The 19,071-nt window shown below is 69.2% G+C and carries 17 protein-coding genes; 16 read left to right on the forward strand and 1 reads right to left on the reverse strand.

Going from position 1 to position 19,071, the window contains the following annotated elements; all coding sequences use genetic code 11:
- Nucleotides 1-276 precede the first annotated feature (276 nt).
- From AC07C1_RS16760 to AC07C1_RS16825, 14 genes are all read left to right on the forward strand, one after another.
- Entirely contained in the window at nucleotides 277-1,875 is a 1,599-nt protein-coding gene (locus AC07C1_RS16760) for a (2,3-dihydroxybenzoyl)adenylate synthase (protein ID WP_478939642.1), read from the forward strand.
- Nucleotides 1,876-2,024: 149 nt separating this feature from the next.
- A complete protein-coding gene (locus AC07C1_RS16765) occupies nucleotides 2,025-2,630 on the forward strand; it encodes a response regulator transcription factor (protein ID WP_478939644.1) in 606 nt (201 codons plus the stop codon).
- 391 nt (nucleotides 2,631-3,021) lie between these two features.
- On the forward strand, nucleotides 3,022-3,966 hold the full coding sequence (locus AC07C1_RS16770; protein WP_478939646.1) for a hypothetical protein: 945 nt from the start codon (nucleotides 3,022-3,024) through the stop codon (nucleotides 3,964-3,966).
- Between the two features lie 42 nt (nucleotides 3,967-4,008).
- On the forward strand, nucleotides 4,009-4,887 hold the full coding sequence (locus AC07C1_RS16775) for a diiron oxygenase (RefSeq protein WP_478939648.1): 879 nt from the start codon (nucleotides 4,009-4,011) through the stop codon (nucleotides 4,885-4,887).
- Complete coding sequence (locus AC07C1_RS16780) at nucleotides 4,884-5,129, forward strand: acyl carrier protein (protein ID WP_478939650.1); 246 nt, start codon at nucleotides 4,884-4,886, stop codon at nucleotides 5,127-5,129. Before AC07C1_RS16775 ends, AC07C1_RS16780 begins: the two co-directional genes overlap by 4 nt.
- Nucleotides 5,126-5,953, forward strand: coding sequence for a class-II aminoacyl-tRNA synthetase family protein (locus AC07C1_RS16785; RefSeq protein ID WP_478939652.1), 828 nt, complete (start codon nucleotides 5,126-5,128; stop codon nucleotides 5,951-5,953). The genes AC07C1_RS16780 and AC07C1_RS16785 overlap by 4 nt, the downstream gene beginning before the upstream one ends.
- Nucleotides 5,953-6,954: an NAD(P)H-dependent flavin oxidoreductase gene (locus tag AC07C1_RS16790; RefSeq protein WP_478939654.1), complete on the forward strand. Its 1,002-nt coding sequence runs from the start codon at nucleotides 5,953-5,955 to the stop codon at nucleotides 6,952-6,954. The genes AC07C1_RS16785 and AC07C1_RS16790 overlap by 1 nt, the downstream gene beginning before the upstream one ends.
- Entirely contained in the window at nucleotides 6,944-7,807 is an 864-nt protein-coding gene (locus AC07C1_RS16795; RefSeq protein WP_478939655.1) for an alpha/beta fold hydrolase, read from the forward strand. The genes AC07C1_RS16790 and AC07C1_RS16795 overlap by 11 nt, the downstream gene beginning before the upstream one ends.
- A complete protein-coding gene (locus AC07C1_RS16800; RefSeq protein WP_478939657.1) occupies nucleotides 7,800-8,054 on the forward strand; it encodes a phosphopantetheine-binding protein in 255 nt (84 codons plus the stop codon). The genes AC07C1_RS16795 and AC07C1_RS16800 overlap by 8 nt, the downstream gene beginning before the upstream one ends.
- Before the next feature lie 10 nt (nucleotides 8,055-8,064).
- A complete protein-coding gene (locus tag AC07C1_RS16805; RefSeq protein WP_478939659.1) occupies nucleotides 8,065-8,631 on the forward strand; it encodes a 4'-phosphopantetheinyl transferase superfamily protein in 567 nt (188 codons plus the stop codon).
- Between the two features lie 34 nt (nucleotides 8,632-8,665).
- Nucleotides 8,666-8,926 (forward strand): acyl carrier protein, encoded by a 261-nt coding sequence (locus AC07C1_RS16810; protein WP_478939661.1) that lies wholly within the window; start codon nucleotides 8,666-8,668, stop codon nucleotides 8,924-8,926.
- Entirely contained in the window at nucleotides 8,923-11,658 is a 2,736-nt protein-coding gene (locus AC07C1_RS16815) for an aminotransferase class III-fold pyridoxal phosphate-dependent enzyme (protein WP_478939662.1), read from the forward strand. The genes AC07C1_RS16810 and AC07C1_RS16815 overlap by 4 nt, the downstream gene beginning before the upstream one ends.
- Complete coding sequence (locus AC07C1_RS16820) at nucleotides 11,655-13,361, forward strand: fatty acyl-AMP ligase (protein ID WP_478939664.1); 1,707 nt, start codon at nucleotides 11,655-11,657, stop codon at nucleotides 13,359-13,361. The genes AC07C1_RS16815 and AC07C1_RS16820 overlap by 4 nt, the downstream gene beginning before the upstream one ends.
- Before the next feature lie 165 nt (nucleotides 13,362-13,526).
- Nucleotides 13,527-15,278 carry a fatty acyl-AMP ligase gene (locus AC07C1_RS16825; protein ID WP_478939666.1) on the forward strand — a complete coding sequence of 584 codons (1,752 nt, stop codon included), beginning with the start codon at nucleotides 13,527-13,529 and terminating at the stop codon, nucleotides 15,276-15,278.
- A gap of 58 nt (nucleotides 15,279-15,336) precedes the next feature.
- Here the strand turns inward: AC07C1_RS16825 and AC07C1_RS16830 are convergent, their stop codons facing one another.
- Nucleotides 15,337-16,317, reverse strand: a complete 981-nt coding sequence (locus AC07C1_RS16830; protein WP_478939668.1) for an alpha/beta hydrolase — start codon at nucleotides 16,315-16,317, stop codon at nucleotides 15,337-15,339.
- A gap of 359 nt (nucleotides 16,318-16,676) precedes the next feature.
- Between AC07C1_RS16830 and AC07C1_RS16835 the strand changes: the two genes are divergently transcribed.
- The gene (locus tag AC07C1_RS16835; RefSeq protein ID WP_478939670.1) at nucleotides 16,677-18,476 is read left to right on the forward strand and encodes a carbamoyltransferase family protein; all 1,800 of its coding nucleotides are present in this window, start codon (nucleotides 16,677-16,679) and stop codon (nucleotides 18,474-18,476) included.
- A gap of 72 nt (nucleotides 18,477-18,548) precedes the next feature.
- Nucleotides 18,549-18,848, forward strand: coding sequence for a hypothetical protein (locus AC07C1_RS16840; RefSeq protein WP_478939671.1), 300 nt, complete (start codon nucleotides 18,549-18,551; stop codon nucleotides 18,846-18,848).
- Nucleotides 18,849-19,071 lie beyond the last annotated feature (223 nt).

Raw genomic sequence — 19,071 nt, forward strand, 5'->3', positions numbered from 1 at the left:
GGAGGCGCACCGCCCCCGCCCTACCATCCGGTATCACCGGCCACCGACCTCCACGGCTCCTAAAGAGCGCGTCCAGAAACTAGCCAGGTTCCGCGTGCCAAGCTGCTCTGCCGCAGGCCCTTGCGACCCTCACGGACAGATGGAGGCGCGGCGATATGCGTGTCGAGGAGCACGTGGGCGAGTGGTGTGCCCTGGGAGTCTCGCGGTACGAGAACCCGGATCGGCCCGGGCACCGGCCCCTGAAGGGCACGGGCACGTCGAGAGTCGGGGCGACCCATGCTTGAGGGGTGCGTGCCATGGCCTGAGCCGTTCGCGGGCGACTACCGGGCCAGGGGGTACTGGACCGACGAGGTCCTCGGCAGCCTGCCCATGTCCCTGCCCGGCGCGGAGAACCGGCCGGCGGTGGTCACGGGCACCCGCACCCTGACCTACGGCGAGCTGGACCGGGCGGCCGGCCGTCTCGCCGCCGGACTGCGCGGCGTCGGCCTCGGCGCCGGCGACCGTGTCGTCGTGCAACTGCCCAACGACGTGGAACTGGTGGTGCTGTGCATCGCCCTCTTCCGGCTGAGGGCGCTGCCGGTGTTCGCGTACCCCGCGCACCGGACCGCGGAGATCGTCCATCTGGTGAACAGCTCCGAAGCGGTGGCGTACGTCTGCGCGGACGAGGTGCCCGACTGCGACTACCGGACCATCGCCAAGGACGTGCTGGCGGGCACGGACAGCCTGCGGCATGTGCTGGTGGCCGGCGACCCGGGCCCCTTCGCGGCGCTTTCGGCGGTGGACGGGGAGCCGGTGGGCCTGCCGGCACCGGACGCCCGGGACGTGGCGTTGTTCCTGCTCTCCGGGGGCACCTCCGGGCCGCCGAAGCTCATTCCGCGCACGCACGCCGACTACACGTACCAGTTGCGCCAGAGTTCACGGCTGTGCGGCTTCAGGGCCGACACCCGCTATCTGTGCGCGCTGCCCATGGGACACAACTTCGCCCTGGCCTGCCCCGGAGTGCTGGGCACGCTGCGCCTGGGCGGCACCGTGGTGCTGGCTCCCGCGCCGACCCCCGAGCTGTGCTTCCCCCTCATCGAGAGCGCCCGGGTGACGGTCACCTCGCTCGCGCCGCCCCTGGTGTCGCTGTGGCTCGACGCCGCCGGGCGGACCGAGCGCGACCTGGCGTCCCTCGAGCTGCTTCAGGTCGGCGAAGCCCGGCTCGATCCGGTGACGGCGAGCAGGGTGCCCGGGCGGCTCGGCTGCATCCTGCAACAGGTGTACGGGATGGCGGAGGGCCTGCTCAACTACACGCGTCTGGACGACCCGGAGAACGTCGTCTTCCACACCCAGGGCCGCCCCCTGGCGCCGGCCGACGAGATACGGGTGATCCGGGACGACGGCCAGGAGGCGGGACCGGGTGAGGAGGGCGAGCTGTTCACCCGGGGGCCGTACACGGTGCGCGGCTACTACCGGGCCGAGGAGAGCAACCGTACGCAGTTCACCGATGCGGGCTTCTTCCGCACCGGTGACGTGGTCCGGCGGACAGCCACGGGCTACCTCGAGGTGGTGGGACGGACCAACGACGTGGTCAACCGGGGCGGTGAGAAGGTGCCGGCCCGGGAGGTCGAGGAGCACCTGCTCGCCGACCCCCGCATCGCGTCCGTCGCGCTGATCGGCCTGCCGCACCCGGAGCTGGGTGAACAGACCTGCGTGTGCGTGGTGCCGCAGGACCCGGAGCAGCCCCCCACGCTGAGTGAGGTGCGGGCCGGGCTCAGGGACCGCGGCATCGCGCCGTACAAACTGCCGGACCGGCTGGTGGTGCTCGGACAGATGCTGCTGACAGCAGTCGGCAAGATCGACAAGCGGGCGCTCAGGGCTCAGCTCCAGGACTGACAGCGGCAGGAATTGAATTTAGCGTTCCCGCTCGGAAAACTTCACCTGCCCTGCCGGATAAACAACACAAACATTCCTGCAAGGCCGCAGAAGGGTCACTTTTCGTACGCGTATGCTATTGTTATGAGACCGAATTGTTGGAGGAGTCGATGGGCATCGATGTAATGGTTTTCGATGATCTGCATCTGTCTCGATCCGCGCTCACGGCATTGCTGGAGCAGCGCCCGGAGATCCGGGTCGCAGGATCGGTGGACAGTAAACTCGCCGCGCTGGAGTTCGCCGAGTTGCATCGACCCGACGTCGTGATCATCAGCTTCGACGGCAGAGACCGGGAAGTGATGGAAACCGCCGAGAAGATAGCGATCCTTCCGGAGTGCCGAACCCTGCTGCTCGCCACCGCGTGCATCCGGTCGGTCGTCCGCAGGGCCTTCACCGGCGGGATCGACGGAATGGTGCGGCGCAGCGCCCCGCCTCGCCGGTTCTTCGAAGCCGTCCATCTGGTGCACCAGGGCGAGCGGGCCTTCGACGCCGAACTCACGGTCGCGGCGGTGGCCAACGGGGACTGCCCGCTGACCCTGCGGCAGCTGTCCGTGCTCGAGCATCTCGACCGCGGCGACACGATGGAGGAGATCGCCGCGCGGCTGTGTCTGTCCGAGGGAACAGTGCGCAACTACATTTCGTCCATGGTCACGAAGATAGGCGCGCGCAACCGTATTGACGCGCTTCGCATCGCCCGGGATCTGCAGTGGATCTGAAAGGGTCGGAAATCGTGGGGGCGGTCAGGCGCGAACCTCGCCGCCGGCTCTGAGCGCCCCACTCCTCCGGTGCCGTCCGGTGTGGCCTGAAGTACATCTCCACGGCGCCGATCCGGCGCCGGCCGCCTCTTCACCGCCGGCCGCGCGGGCGGCCCGAAGCGCCGCCCCGAGGCGGCCCCATGGGTGCAACCCCCGTAGACGTTCACGCCCTGGACGCTCAAGTATTTTTTTTCCATTCCGCACCATGCAAAACGCATGGCGACGAATGTGAAGTGAATCTGTCGCGGTGTGATTGCTGGCTGATAGCGTCCATACCGCTGGTTGGAATCCAGCCAGCGGATTTGACGTCTGGGGGAGGTAGGTCGTGCCGCACCAAGCCACAGTCACGCAGGTGTCCTGGGGGAAAGTCGCGGATTCCATCGAATTCATTCCCGCCGAGTATTCCAGCAGGACCCATCCGGAATCCGTGGCGCGGGAAATGCTCGGCTGCGACGCGGCCGGCATCGACAGTCTGGTCGACGCGGGTCTGCCGTTCGAGGAGCGATCCGGGGTGCGTCACTTCGACGCGAACGACCTGTACAACCTCGGCATGTACTCGAACAAGTCGACGACGCAGCCGGAGCTGGCGTTCCGCATGCTGTTCCGGTTCGCCGGCCGGCCGGTGGACGATCTCCTGCGCGCGAAGACCTGGGACTTCCGGGTCCGGATGGAATGTGCCGACTGCGCCGGCGAGGCGCCGTGGCGCCTCGAGGAACCGGACGTCATCCGTTTCGGTGGCAGCGTCGCCGAGGTGACGAAACCGGTGCCGAGTTCGGGTGCGGCGGAATACGCGGCGACGATCACCACGACCGGCGCGCACACCCCCCTGGTCTCGCCCGTGCTGCGGCAACTCGTCCTCGACTATCTGGACGCCGGTTATCGCTGGCAGATGATCCCCGTGCCCATGCAGGCCGACTACCGGCTGGTGCACTCTCTCGGTGCCACGAGCTGTATCGCGGCGAGCCTGTTCCTGGCCGAGCGTTTCCGTGCGGCCGGATACCGGGCCGAGGCGAAACGGGGCTGGTTCTGCGGCGTGCTCGGCGGTGCCCTCGATCTGCCGCACGCGTGTGTCGAGGTCGAGGACGACGACGGTGCGCTCAGGACCGTCGACATCGCCAAGGCACAGCTGGCCGCGCGGCTGGCGGCGAACACCGAGGCGTTCCAGGAGCTGTGCCTCGGCTCGATCTACAACAAGGTGATCCCTTCCACCGCGTCCGGTAACGCGGACCTCGGCCAGCACGAGTGTGGTTCCCAGCTGCCCATCCAGGTGCGCGCAGACATTCGTGTGGTGCGTTGAAAACGATTCTTTCGGCCACTGCGTCGGGAAAGACGAGTGAAAATGGCGGTACGTGAAATCGAGCCGGTTGTTCTTGAACTGGACCGGCTGGAGCATCTGGCCGAGTCCGGCTACTACAACCCGTACACGATGTTCGACTGGCCCGACGCCATCGAGCCCGACCTGCCGTGGATGAGCGAGAGCCTGACCACGCTGGCCGGAACACCGATGTGGGACGAGCTGACCCGTGAGCAGCAGATCGCGCTGACCAAGTACGAGGCGATCAACTTCTTCAGCCTCAACATCCACGGCATACGCGAACTGATGAGCGAAGTCGTGATGCGCATCCACGAGCGAACCTATGCGGACGTCTCCGAATTCCTCCACCACTTCATCGGTGAGGAAAACGAGCACATGTGGTTCTTCGCGCAGTTCTGCCTCCGTTACGGCGGCAAGCTCTATCCGGCGCAGCCGACGCTGAAGGCGGACTCGGATCAGCACCTCTCCCTGGTGGCCCGCGAGCTGATCGTGTTCGCGCGCATTCTGATCTTCGAGGAGATCGTCGACTACTACAACGCGCACATGGCGACCGATCGGACGCTTCCGCACATCGCCCGTGAGATCAACCGGGTGCACCACCAGGACGAGAGCAGGCATGTCGCCTTCGGCCGGATGATTTTCACCAGCCTGCTCGGCCAGGTGGCCAAGCGCGACCCGGCCGAGGTGCCGCTGGTCGCCGAGTATCTCGAGAACTACCTGCAGTACAGCATCGGCACCCTCTACAACCCGGCGGCCTACCGCGACGCGGGCATCCCGGACGCGCTGGCCCTGCGCCGGCGCGCGCTGCAACACCCCGCCCGGGTGAAGGCGCACGACGAGGTGCTCAAGCGGACCAGAAAGTTCCTTTCCAAGGCAGGCGTCGGCAGGGAAGTCATCAAATGACCGATCCGATACAGACAGTCCGCGAGTTCATCCTGGGACGCAACCCCAAGCTCGGCCAGGTACCCGACGATCTGGACCTGATCGACAGCCGGGCCATCAACTCGCTGGCCTTCGTCGAATTCATCTTCCTGCTCGAGGAGCTGACCGGCGAGTCCATCGACCCGGAAGACGTGGACCTGGACGACTTCCGCACCGTCCATGCCATCGAAGCGCGATTCTTCAAGCAGAAAGCAGCGCGATGACCACAGTGACCGACAACGGCTTGGGCATCCTCGACGGCGGCCAGCTGCGTTTGCTGCGGGCCATCGACACCGTGTTCCGGCGCTTCGCCGACGGCTGGGACGCCCCGGAGTTCCGCTTTCCGTTCCTGATGCGGTGCCAGGACCTCGACCGGTTCGACTACTACGACAACTTCCCGCACCTGGGCCTCACCGCCACCCGCCTCGACCCGGAACGCGTCGGCCCCCTGCTGGCCGAGGCGTCCCGGCCGGTGGAGCGGATCCCGACCCACGTGATGGAGCCGAGCGGCTTCGCACTGCCGTCGGCGGCCTGCTACGCGATCTACGTCGACCTGGCCGGTACGACGCTGCCCGCCGGCGGGACGATGCGTACCACCGTCGGCACGTGTTTCCGCAACGAGAACCACTACGACGGCCTGCAGCGGCTGCTCGGCTTCTCCATGCGGGAGATCGTCTGCATCGGACCCGAGGACGACGCGAAGAACCACATCCTGCGTGCCAAGGACGCCGTGATCGCGCTGTGCGCCGAACTCGGGCTGGACGTCCAGCTCGAGGTGGCCACCGACCCGTTCTTCGACAAGAACAGCGGCAAGGCGAAGATGCAGCGGCTGTTCCCGGTGAAGGAGGAGTTCGTCGTCGACGGCCTGGCCATCGGCTCGGTCAACTACCACCGGAACTTCTTCGGCGAGCGGTGCTCGATCCAGGCCGGCGATGTCACGGCGCACACCAGCTGCCTGGCCTTCGGCCTCGAGCGGTGGGTGCACACGCTGACCCAGCGCTTCGGCAGCACCGCCGCCGCGGTGGCCGCGGTCGAAGGCCTGGGCTGATGCGCGGGACCTTGGCAGAGGTGCTCGGCATCGACGTGAGTCTGCTGCAGTCGGGCATGGGCGGTGTCGCGGGGGCGGAGCTCGCGTGCGCGGTGTCCAACGCCGGCGCGGCGGGTTGTGCCGGCGGTTACAAGCTGGCCGGCGGCGCGCTGTCGGCCATGCTCGCCCGGCTGACCGCGGGGACCGACCGGCCTGTCGGTGTGAACCTGATTCCGGAGGTGGTCGGGCCGGACGAGCTGGACCGTCAGGTGGCGCAGGTGCTCGACGAGACACCGCGGAACGTGCACGTGTCCTTCTTCGGTATGCCCGAGGACGCGGTGCTCGAACGCGTCGGTGCCGCGGGCCGGCCCATGGTGGTCCAGGTCGGGTCCGTCGCCGACGGCGTGCACGCGGCCGAGCGGGGCGCTGTGGTGGTGGCACAGGGTGTCGAGGCCGGCGGTCATCTCCTCGGTACGGCGCGGCGGGACGAGCTGGTCGCCGCGCTGCGCGCACAGCTGCCCGACGCCTGCCTCGTCGCTTCGGGCGGGATCGGCTCGCCCGACGAGGCCGGCCGGGCACTCGCCGCCGGCGCCGACGGCGTGCTGCTGGGCACCGCCTTCGTCGTCGCGCACGAATCACGGGCTCACGCCCACTTCAAGGCGGCGGTCACCGCCGCCGACGAGAGCGACACCGTGATCACCGATGTCTACGAGATCGGGTGGCCGGGCCGACGGCACCGCGTGCTGGCGACAGCCGCGACCGCCGACCCGGGGCAGGCCAGGAAGTTCATCGGCCGCACGGTGGTCGAGGGAAAGCCGTACCTGGTGCCGCGATTCAGCTCAGCGGTGCCGACCGATGCGACCACCGGCCGGATCGAGGAGATGGCGATGTACTGCGGCCGGTCCTGCAGCGCCATTTCCGACGAGGTCTCCGCGGCCGATGTCGTCGCCGAATTCGCACGCGCCCTTCCGGGCGCCGCAACCGTCAGCAACGAGAAAAAGGTGAAGAGCCATGCCAGTTGACGAAGAGCAGGAGCAGGACCTGTCGTACCGCGAGGACGCGCCGCGTGCGCGCACCAGGGACGGCGTCGAGCTCTACTACGAGTCGAGCGGTGAAGGCACCGCCATAACCTGCCTCAACAACTTCTTCCTGACCGCTCCGTTCTGGCGGGACTACACCGCGGACCTCGCGCAGAACCACCGCGTCGTGACGTACGACATGTGCAACCACGGCGCGTCCACGCGGCTCCAGCAGGAGCCGACGTGGGAAGAGCACGCGGCGGACGTGATCGGCCTGCTCGACGCCCTGGAGATCGAGTCGACCTACCTGGTCGGCACGTCGGCCTCCACCCAGCTCGCCCGGGACGTGGCGCTGGCGCACCCGGACCGGGTCAGGGGACTGGTGCTGGCGGGCCCGGTCTTCGGCCTGCGGGGCATGCGGCGGCACCGGCAGCTGAACCGGGCCTGGCTGCTGACGCTGAAGAACGAGGGCCTCGCCGCTCTGTACAACCAGATCTACCCCGAGGTGATCAGCGGGGAGATGAACGAGGAGGGCGGCACCCCGAACTTCCTCGGTCTGCGGGAGAGCTTCATGGCGATGAACAACCCCGAGGATCTCGCCAACGGCCTCACGCTCGTCCAGGAGGGCGACACCTCCCCCGAGTTGCTGTCCCGCATCGCCGCGCCGACCCTCATCGTCCTCGGCGACGACGACATCCTGCTGAGCCCGGGCCGAGGCCACGACCTGGCCGCGCTGTTCCCGAACGGCCGCTGCGAGATCATGCCGAACGCCGGCCACGTGCCCTTCCTCGACGACTCCGACGGCTTCCAGGCGATCATCCGCAAGTTCGTCGAAGAAGCGGAATCGCATGTCTGACGCGGCACTCGAAGCCCGGCAGCGCATTCGCGGGCTCCTGGTCGACCTGTTCGGCAACGACCGCTTCGCCGGCGGTGTGCCGGACGACGTGTCGCTCCGCGAGGCGGGGGTGTCCTCCACCGCACTGGTCAGCCTGCTGGTGGCGATGGAGGACGCGTTCGGCTTCGAATGGGACGACGAGGTCCAGCCGGAAGTGCTCCGCTCGATCGATTCGCTGGCGGGCTACGTCGTGGCCCTGCGCAACTGAAGGACCCGCGGTGGCCGTCGAGCTGGAGGTTCCCGTGGGTGTCGCAGCGGAGACATCGATGGGAATCCACCCGGTGCCCCGGCCGCACGGACCGGCTCAGCAGTCCGCGGCGGGGCGCTGTGCGGCCGCCGCGGCGCTGGCCGCGGCCGGGTCGGCCGATCGGGTCGTGCCCCGTGAACCCGACGGCCGGCCGCGCTTCCCGCGAGGGTTTCCCGGTTCGATCTCCCACACCGAGCGCCTGGCGGTCGCGGTGGTGGTGCCCGGTGCCGAGGCGGTCGGTGTGGACATCGAGGACGCGGCCGTGACCGAGCGCATGGCCAGGTTCGTCTTTCGGGAGCGGGAGCGGCGAACCCTGCTCGCGCCGGCCGGAGAGTACCTCCCGCGCGACCTGTTCGCCGCCAAGGAAGCGGCTTTCAAGGCCTTGAACGGAATCGGCGCACTGGGCGATTTCGTGTTCTGGCGGATCGGACTCAGCCGGCTGGACGGCATGTTGACCGCTTCGTACCGCGGCGAATCGGTACCGGTGTGGGTTCGCTCGCAGGCAGATCTCTCGCTCGCCGTGGCGATACGGCGTTGAACTCAAATTTCGCCTCGAATGGGGAAAGAACGCAATGATTCAGGATGTTTTCGAGGTCGTCGACGAACTGTTCCGCAGCCGACTGCAAGTGCTCGAGCTGAACCCCGACGTCCCGCTGGTGGACTACGGCCTCGACTCCGTTCGGTCCATCGACCTGATCGTCGAGCTGGAGAACAGGTTCGACGTGCGGATCTCGGACGAGCAGGCGGCGTCGATGCTGACACTGCGTGACGTGGCGGACCAGGTCACCGCGTCGCTGACCGTGCGGGTGGGGCAAGGAGAAAACGCCGCATGAACGCCACCTCCGGTTTCGCGCGTTACGCCCGGCCCGAATTCGCCAGGCTCTTCAGGGCACTGCACCTGGATGTGACCTATCTGGCCGGCCAGGGTGACCACCTGATCCAGCAACCGCCGGGCGGAGGGGACCGCTCCGAAGCCGGCGACCGGATACTGGACCTGGTCGGCGGCGCGGGTTCGTCGCTGTTCGGGCACAACCACCCGGCGCTGGTCGAGGTGGCACGGCGGTGTCTCGACGAACAGATCCCCTTCAACGCACAGGGCAGCATCCGTCCGGGAGCTGCCGAGCTGGCGCAGCGGCTGTCGGAGATCGTCGGCGCCACGACCGGTACGAGCTACGTGGTCACCCTCGGCAGCACCGGCGCGGACGCGGTCGAAGGCGCGGTGAAGCACGCGACGGTCGAGCACCGGAGGCGACTCGGCGCCCTGCAGGAGGAGTTCGAACTCTCCCTGCGCCGCGTGCGCCGGGACGGCATCGCGGACGTCCGCTGCGCGAGCGGGCCCGCGGCCGGGCGTCCCTGCGGGGAGTTGCTGAGCGAGGCGCTCGACCGCATCGCCGGCATGCGGCGGACCGATCCGGTCTTCGTCTCGCTGCGCAACGCCTTCCACGGCAAGACGACCGCCGCCGGCACGCTGACGCACGGCGGCAACGTCCCCGAGGATTTGCACGTACCGGGACCGCAGCACCGGCGACTGCACGACTGGACGCCCCGAGAAGTGGTGACCGCGCTCGACTCCGAACGCGTCCCGGTCTACTCGGTCACCGTCGACTCCCGCGGAGTGCCGCACTCCGCCGAACGCCATCTGTCCCCGGTCGCCGCCTGCTTCGCCGAACCCATCCAGGGGGAGTCCGGCGTGCACGAGGTGCCGGCCGAGACCCTCGCCGCCCTGCGCGAGCTGGCCGACCGGCACGGAGCGGCCCTGGTCTTCGACGAGATCCAGTGCGGCATGGGGCGCACGGGCACCTTCCTCGCCTCCGAGAACTCCGGCGTCGTCGCCGACTACTACCTGTTCTCGAAGTCCCTCGGCGGCGGACTGGCGAAGATCTCGGCGCTGCTGATCGCCGACAACCGGTACGTACCGGAATTCGGCCGCCACCACACCTCCACCTTCGCCGACGACGACTTCTCGTCGCGGATCGCGACGGCCGCGCTGGACCTCTCCCTCGCCTACCGCGACCGGATCATCGAAGTGGGCACCCTGCTGCGCGACCGGCTGGCCCAGGTGGCGGCGCGGTGGCCGGACGCCATCACCGAGGTGCGCGGACGCGGACTGCTCCTGGGCGTCGAATTCTCCTTGCCGCGGCCCGAATCGGGCCTCATGCGCGAGGTGTTCGACTCCGAGTCGCTCGGGTACCTCATCGCGGGCCGTCTGCTGCACACGCACCGGATCAGGGTCATCCCCACCCTGTCGGCCCCCACGACCGTCCGGGTGCAGCCGTCGGCGCTGCTCGAGCCGGCCGATGTGGACCGGGTCGCCGACGCGTTCGACGACGTCGCCGGGCTGCTCTCCCGCGGTGAGTACGCGACTCTGCTCGAGCATCTGACCGTACCCGCGGCCGGTGCGTGGCAGCCGCGGCAGCATGTCCCGCTGCCCCGCCGCGACCGCCCGGCCGGCCACAGGAACGGACGCCGGTCCGACGTGCCCCGCGTCGCGTTCCTCGCCAACCTGGACGTCCCGAACAAGCTGTGGTCCATGGCGCCGGAACTGGCGGACTGGTCGGACGAGCAGTGCGCGGCGGCGCTCGACCGGATGCAGGGCGAACTGGACCCGTTCGAGGTCGTCCGGCATCGCATCACCTCCGAGGCACAGGGGGAGGTCGAGGTCGTCATGGTGGCGGTGCCGTTCACCGCTGCCCAGGCCAATGCCGCGCTGCGGGCGGGCCAGGGGCCGTGGCTGCGCCGGACGGTGCTCGACGCGGTGGAGCTGGGCGTCTCGCTCGGCGTCGGGGTCATCGGCCTCGGGGGGCACACCTCGATCGTCACCAATGCCGCACGGGACGTGGTCGAGAGCGACATCAGGGTGACGTCGGGCAATTCGCTGACCGCCGCCTGCGCCTACGATCTGCTCCGCCTGCAGCTGGCCGAGTCCGGTGCCGGGGAGCGTCGGGTCGGGCTCGTCGGCGGCATCGGCAACATCGGCGCCGTGATGGCCGAACTCATCGCCCCGCACTGCGATTCGCTGGTACTGGTCGGCCGGCCCGGCTCGGCGCGGCGTCTCGCGACGGTCGCCGACCGGCTCACCGATGCCGCGGACGTCTCGATAGCCGACGACCTCGACGCGCTGCGGGACTGCCCGATCGTGGTCAGCGCCACCAACTCCTCCGACCCGGTGATCCTGCCGCACCACCTCGCGGGTGACCGGAAGGTACTGGTCTGTGACCTCGCGGTCCCCGGTGACGTGCATCCGGCGGTGGCGGGCCTGTCGAACGTCACTCTGGTCTCCGGCGGCCGCGTTCAGCTGCCCGGCGTGCAGACGCCCCATTTCCCCGGCATCACGCTGCCGCCGGGAATCCTCTACTCCTGCCTGGCCGAGACGATCCTGCTCGGCTTCGAGTCCACGACGCCGAGCCCGTCCTACGGCGGCCTGACCTCGGAAGGCGTGCTGGCCGCCCGGGACCTGGCCATTCGGCACGGGTTCCACCCCGCCCGCATCGTCTCCGACGACATCTCGGTACGGCCGTGGATCGTCGACCAGCTCAGCAGCGCTATCGAGGAGAACATCGGATGACCGCGACAGGCCCGCGTTTCCCGACCATGTGGCACGCATTGCTGGCAGAGGCGGAACGTGGCTCCGACGGATCGGAGGTGACGCTGATCCCGGAACCGGACGTCGAGGAGAGGATCCGTTACGACGTCCTCGTCGAGAACGCCGCGCGGTGTGCGGCGGCCCTCGCCGAGCACGGCGTCGGCCGCGGCGCCCGGGTGCTGCTCTGCCTGCCCACGGGCGCTCAGTTCATGACCGCCTTCTTCGGAACCCAGCTGCGCGGCGCCACGCCGACGGCGATCGCCGTGCCGATCCGTTTCGGGGGAGCGGCGGGGTTCGAAGGCCAGCTGAAGGAACTCGTGGGATATCTGCGGCCGGCCGCGATCATCACCACGGCGGCGGTCATCGGGGCCCTCCCCGAACTCGCCGGCACCACCTTGATCGACGGCGCCGAGCTTCACGCGCGCGCCACCGCGAGCGACGCGCCGACGCATCCCGTCCGCCGGCCGGACGGTGACGATCTGGCGCTGATCCAGTGCACCTCCGGTTCGACCGGCAGGCCCAAGGGCGTCATGATCTCGCACGCCAATCTGGCGGCCAACTGCGAGCAGCTCACCGGCGCCACCGGGTGGACGCGCGCCGACACGACCGTCAGCTGGGCGCCGCTGTACCACGACATGGGGCTGATCACCGGGATCCTGTGCCCGGTCCACGTGGGCGGGAACACGGTGCTCATGCCGCCCACTCGCTTCCTGCGTGCCCCGGCCGAGTGGCTGCGCCACATCAGCACCTACCGCGGCGCCGTCGCGGCCGCGCCGAACTTCGCCTACGGCTACGTCACCTCCCGGGTGCGCGACGAGGAACTCGAGGGGGTGGATCTGTCCTGCTGGCGCATGGCGTTCTGCGGCGCGGAACCCATCCAGCCCGCCACCGTGCGGCGCTTCGTCGACCGCTTCACCCGCTGGGGCCTGCCCTCCAACGCGTTCACACCGGGCTACGGCATGGCCGAGGCCACGCTGGTCCTCACCGCCAAACGGCCGGACGCGCCGTTCACGTTCGACTCCATCGACCGGCAGTCCGCCGTCACCGGGGCGCGTGCGGTCGACGTCGACCCGCGGAGCGCGGAGGCGGTGCAGGTCGTCGACTGCGGTCAGCCGGTGGCCGGCGCGGAGATCCGCATCGTGGACGACAATGGCAACCCGCTGGGGGAGGACCGGATCGGTCACGTCCAGTTCCGCAGCCCCTCGTGCACGTCCGGGTACTTCGACCTTCCGGAGGAGTCCGCCGCGTCCATCGACGCGCCGGACTGGTGGAAGACCGGTGACGTCGGCTACCTGCGCGACGGCGGCCTGCGGATCACCAGCCGGGCCAAGGACCTGGTCATCATCCGGGGCGCCAACTACTTCCCCTCCGACTTCGAGCAGGCCGCGGAGACCGTGCCCGGTGTCCGCCTGGGTGCCGTGATCGCGGTCGGGCACCGGCCCGAGAACGCCGACTCCGAGGAACTCCACCTGATCGTCGAGACGGAACTCGACAGCGAGCAGCACGCATCGCTGCGCCAGGCCGTCCGGAGCGCGGTCAGCTCCCGGACCGGGGTGGCCCCCGCCGGGATCCACCTGGTCCCCAAGCGGAGCATCCCCAAGACGACCAGCGGAAAGCTCCAGCGGGCCAAGGCCCGGGAGTTGTTCGTGGTCCGGCCCGAACTCGCCGGGCTCGCCGACGCGTGACGGTCCCGACCGGTCGTCGTTCCGGGTCCCGCCCGTACGTCCGGGACCCGGAAAGCACCGTCGCCTGAAAACCAACCACCGCACCAACCAACCCTGACGAGACCCCGAGGGTCCGTCCAGGGAGTATCGGGCCGTGCACGCGGCTGGAAAGAGGAAACCAGGGTCATGGTCGATTTGCCGCACGCCACCAGCGCCGCCGCTGTGCTGCGCGAGCAGGCGCTCTCGACGCCTGAACGCACAGCGGTGATCTTTGTCGACGACGTGGAGCGGGCCGACGGGGCAACCCGGTGGTCGTACGCCCAACTGGACGCCGAGGCCAGAAGGATCGGCGCCTGGCTGCGCGCCCGCTACCCGCTGGGTACCCGGGTACTGCTGCTGTACCCGACCGGATTCGACTTCGCCGCCGCGTACATCGGTTGTCTCTACGCGGGGGCGGCTGCCGTTCCCGCTCCGCTGCCCGGCCGGTACCGCCATGAGCAGGCGCGGGTGAGCGGCATCGCCAGGAACGCCGCGGCTTCCGCGATCCTGACCGACACGGAGAACCTGCCCGCCGTCCTGGCCTGGGCCGAGGCCGAGAAGCTCACCGGTACCAGGGTGCTGGCGACGGACGGCGGCGACCTGGCGGACCCGGGCTCCTGGACGCCGGAAGAGCTGGACCACCGGACGCTCGCGATGCTCCAGTACACGTCCGGCTCGACGGGTGAGCCCAAGGGCGTGATGGTCAGCCACGGCAACCTCCTGCACAACGTGGACAGTCAGCGCCGCGCGTTCGGGCTGACGGCCGACTCCCGGCTGGGCGGATGGATCCCGCACTACCACGACATGGGGCTGCTCGGGCAGCTGCTGCCGGCGCTGATGCTCGGCGGCACCTGCGTCCTGATGCGATCCAGCGCCTTCCTGCAACGGCCGCACCACTGGCTGCGGTTGATCGACACGTACGACATCCACTGGTCCGCGGCCCCGAACTTCGCCTACGAGCTGTGCTGTGCCCGGATCACCGACGAGCAACTGGCCGGGCTGGACCTGTCCCGCTGGCGGGTGGCCTCCAACGGCTCGGAGCGGGTCGACACCGCGACCCTGGACGCCTTCGCGAAACGGTTCGCCCCCGCGGGGCTCCGGGACGACGCGCTGTGCCCCTGCTACGGCATGGCGGAGGCGACGGTTTTCGTGTCCGGCGAGGCACACCGGAAGGCCGTCGTGACGACGGTCGACGCCGACCGGCTGAAGCAGCACCGGTTCACGCCGACCGAGGTCGGCGTCGATCTGGTGAGCTGCGGGACGCCACGCGACTACGACGTGCTGATCGTCGATCCGCGGACCGGTGCGGAGCTGGCGCCCGGAGCCATCGGTGAGATCCTGCTGCGCGGTCCCAGCCTCGCCAGGGAGTACTGGAACAACACCCCCGAGACGGAGCGGGCCTTCCTGCCGGGCGGCTATCTGCGTACGAGCGACCTCGGGGCCGTGTACGACGGTGAGCTGTACGTGACCGGGCGGCTCGACGAACTGCTGACCGTGCACGGCCGTCACCTGTACCCGCAGGACGTCGAGCGGGAGCTGCGGGCAGCGCACGCCGAACTCGCCGGGGCGGGGGCCGTTTTCACGGTGCCGGTCACCGAGGACGGTGCCGAGGAGGTCCTCGTCGTCACGCACGAGGTCCACGGGCGCCCGGCCGAGGACGGCCTGCGGCGTCTCGCCGACGGGATCCGGCGGACGGTGGACCGTGAGTTCGGTGTCCCCCTCGGCGGCGTCGCCCTGTTGCGGCGCGGCGGGGTCCGGCGCACCACCAGCGGGAAGATCCAGCGGGTGGCGATGCGCCGGTTCCTCCTGGACGGCGCACTGAGCCCGATGTACGCGGAGTACGAGCCCGCGTTGTCGGCCGTGCTGCGGCCGGCGGACCCGGAGCCGTCCGGACCGTGACGCGTGCGGACGACGGGCCGCGGCGCCGGCCGGGGAATTCTCACCCGGCGCCGCCGGCTCAGTCCCCCCGGACCGCCTCGGCGTACCGCCCGGACGCGGGCCGGCTCGCGTCACGCGGTGACCGCAGCACCATGTCCAGCTCCCGCAGGACGTGCTCGGCGCGGGTGGCCGCCGCCGGCACGATGTCCTGCATCAGGAAGTAGCCGTGCACAAGACCCGGCCCCGGTACATGGCGGACGGGTACGCCGGCGACGGCCAGCTTGTCGGCCAGTTCGACCCCCTCGTCGTGGAGCGGGTCGAACTCGGCCGTGGCGACCACCGCCGGCGGCAGGTTCCGCAGATCCGCGTTGAGCAGGTCGACGGCGGGATCGAAGCGCCGTCGCGCATCGGGAACGTACAGGTCGTAGTGGTACGCCATGTCGTCGACGGACAACAGGTAGCCCTCGGCGTACGCGCTGGCCGCGGCGAAGAGCAGCCGCGGGTCCACCGGCGGGTACAGCAGCAGTTGGGCGGCGAACCTGATGTCGCCGGTGTCGCGGGCGTCCATGGCGACGCCGACGGCCAGGTTGGCGCCGGCGCTGTCACCGGCGAGGACGTGCTCGTGGCCGGGGAAGGAGCGGTTCGTCCAGCGGGCCGCGGTGATGGCGTCCAGGAGCGGGGTGGGATAGGGGAACTCGGGCGCCCGCCGGTAGTCGGCCGAGACGACGACCGCGCCGAGCGACGCCGCCACGATGCGGCAGGCCTGGTCGTGACTGTCGATGTCGCCCAGCGCCCATCCGCCACCGTGCAGATAGGTGACCACCCGGCCCTCGTCCGTGCCCGGGGTGTAGACCCGGCACCGGAACGCCGACCCGTCCGCGGTGTCGATCGTCCGGTCGACGGCGGTGACGGCGGCGCGGGGGCCGCCCTCCTCCCGGCGAGGGAGCGTCGCGTTGGAGAGGTATCGCTCACGGGCCTGCTCGACGGTCAGGGCACGGACCGGAACCGGCGGGCCGTCGGCGCTCTGCCATTTGATCAGGTTCCGGAGTATGCGGTCCAAGGGCATGGCAGCCCCTCCTCGGAGATCGTGAGATCGTGAAAGGCGCTCCGAACATCAAGGCTCAAGAACTTCCGGCCTCGTTCGCCGCGAAATGCGGCACATAGGATTGCCGTCGGCAATTCATTGGGTCACTGTACTCGATTGGGTATGAGGGCTGCCCGAAGTCCCGGGGGTGTGAAAAATGCATCCAGGGCGGTGTGATTCGCATATTGCAGCGGGCTGATCTGCGCCGGTAGCCTGGCGGCAGAATTCGCTGGTGTTAGTAGGTGCTCGAAGAATTTCGCACCTGGAGATTCCACCCGGATCCGCCGGTCGGCGGGCGGTGCACGCGACGCAGCGCAGCAGAGAAGGAACTTGCCATGATTGTTCTGGGTTGCAACGGGTTCACCCGGGGCGCAGAGGTCTTCGCCGAGCATTTCGGTGCGGTCGGCATCGAGAAGCACTACGTTCTCGGGCACGACTCGGGTGCGGCGCTCCTGGTGGACGGCAAACTGGTCGCCGCCGTCGAGGAGGAACGGCTCAACCGGGAGAAGAAGACCTCGGACTTCCCGTTCCACGCCGTGCAGTGGTGTCTGGACCAGGCCGGCATCGAGTTCTCCGACATCGACCTCATCGCGATTCCGTGGAACTTCACCGCCGAGACCTTCGACGCGATGATGCTCGACCTCGCCTCCGCTCCGCTGGAGCCCGGGGAGAAGGTGGCCCGCCTGGGTCGTATCGGTGAACTCTTCGGAAAGGTCATCGGGCGTGAGGCGATCCTCGCCGACTTCGCCGAGCGCACCGGATTCACCCCCGATCCGGACAAGGTGGTGTTCGTACAGCACCACCTCGCGCACGCGATGACCGGCTACTACATGGCCGGAATGAAGGACACCGCATTCCTCATCAGTGACGGCCGTGCCGAACTGTTCTCCTCGCTGACCGGAGAAATCCGCGACGGCCGGATCCGGGTCTTCGACGAGTCGATCATCAGCGCCAATGACTCGCTGGGCAATCTGTTCGCCTCCATCACCCGATTCCTGGGCTTTGTGCCCAACAATGACGAATACAAGGTCATGGGGCTTTCCGGATTCGCCGATGCCCCCTCGCCGAACCCCTTCCTGGAGCACATCGTCCAGCTGCACGAGGGCGGTCGCTACACCCTCTGCCGGCCGCACGACGTCGAGAACCCCCGTTGCTTCGACGACCTGTTCGAGAAGGGCTTCGGCCCCTTCGAGGACACCGTCGAGTACAAGGCCACTCTCGCCGCCGCGGCGCAGGAGATGCTCACGGTCGTCACGAGCCACCAGCTGCGCGCGCTGGAGGCCAGGACCGACCTGAACCACCTGCTGTTCGAAGGCGGCCTCGCACTGAACTGCGTGAACAACACCATGCTGCTGGAGGGTTCACGGTTCGAGGACATGCAGGTGAGCTTCGGTGCCAGCGACACCGGAGTCGTCATCGGCGCCGCCGTCCACGCCTGGGCCAACCACCCGGACAACACAGCGGAGAAGAAGTACGCGGACTCGGTCACCCCGTACCTCGGACCGGAGTACGACGACGCGACGATCGAGCAGACCCTGCACGAGTTCGGCGATCGCGTGCGATGGAGCCGGCTGGCCGACGACGAGTTCGTCGACCAGATCGCGAAGCTGCTCACCGAGAAGGTCGTCATCGGCTGGTTCCAGGGCCGGCTCGAGCACGGGCCTCGGGCACTGGGCCACCGGAGCATCCTGGCGAACCCGAAGTTCCCCGACATCAAGGACGTCATCAACACCCGGGTCAAGCACCGCGAGCCGTTCCGGCCGTTCGCACCCATCGTGCTCGAGTCGGACGCGCCGAAGATCTTCGAGATGGGCCGCAAGAGCCGTTCGCCCTACATGACGTTCGTGTTCCCGGTGCGGCCGGAGTTCCACAACGTGATCCCGGGCGCGACGCACGTGGACGGCACCTCCAGGGTGCAGACCATCACCGATGAGGACACGCCGTTGCTGGCGTCGCTGTTGCGCCGGTTCACCGCGCTGACCGACGTACCGTGCCTGATCAACACGTCGTTCAACGTGGCGGGCGAGCCGATCGTGTGCGCCCCGGCCGACGCGCTGAACTGCTTCCTGGGCACCGAGATCGACTACCTCGTGATCGGCAACTACCTCGTCACGAAGACCGACCAGTCTGCATGACCGCCGAGGTCCGCCCGCCGGGACACCGCCACCCGGTGTCCCGGCGGGCGGGCAGGCGAAGGGAGTCCTTCTGTGCGTGCTCTGTCGGAGACGACCGATCTCGCAGCGGTCGCTGAAGATCTGGAACGGCTGGCCCTGGAGCTGCGCGACGCGGGCCGGCGGCGCATCCCGGCCGAGGTCAGCGCCGCCAGCGATGCCCTCACCTGCGCGGCCTACCTGCTGCGCGCGCGGCAGGACGTCTCGGACGGCCGCCCCACCCGCACCGATCTCCTGCACGACGCCGTCGCCCTGGCCCGCAGCACCGTGGAGGCGGCGAAGTACGCGTGCCGCGAGCGTATGGGGGCGCGGCGGGGCGCCGCCGGCGGGATCTGAGCAGGTCGGGTACCAGCACAGCGAGTCGACCCCGTGCGGGGTCGCGGGACGGCTCCCGTCGACGACGTCGACGGGAGCCGTCGGCGTGTCACGAACGGGCCGCCCGGGCGCACCGCGCCGGTGACGCCGCCCGCGGCCTCAGGCGGGCCCGAGAAAGCATCCAGATTCTGGCCAGTCGCACGTGTGAGGCTGTGTCGGGCTTCCGGTCGCTCCTGAGTCGGCC

The sequence above is a fragment of the Streptomyces sp. NPDC045022 genome (assembly GCF_056432605.1).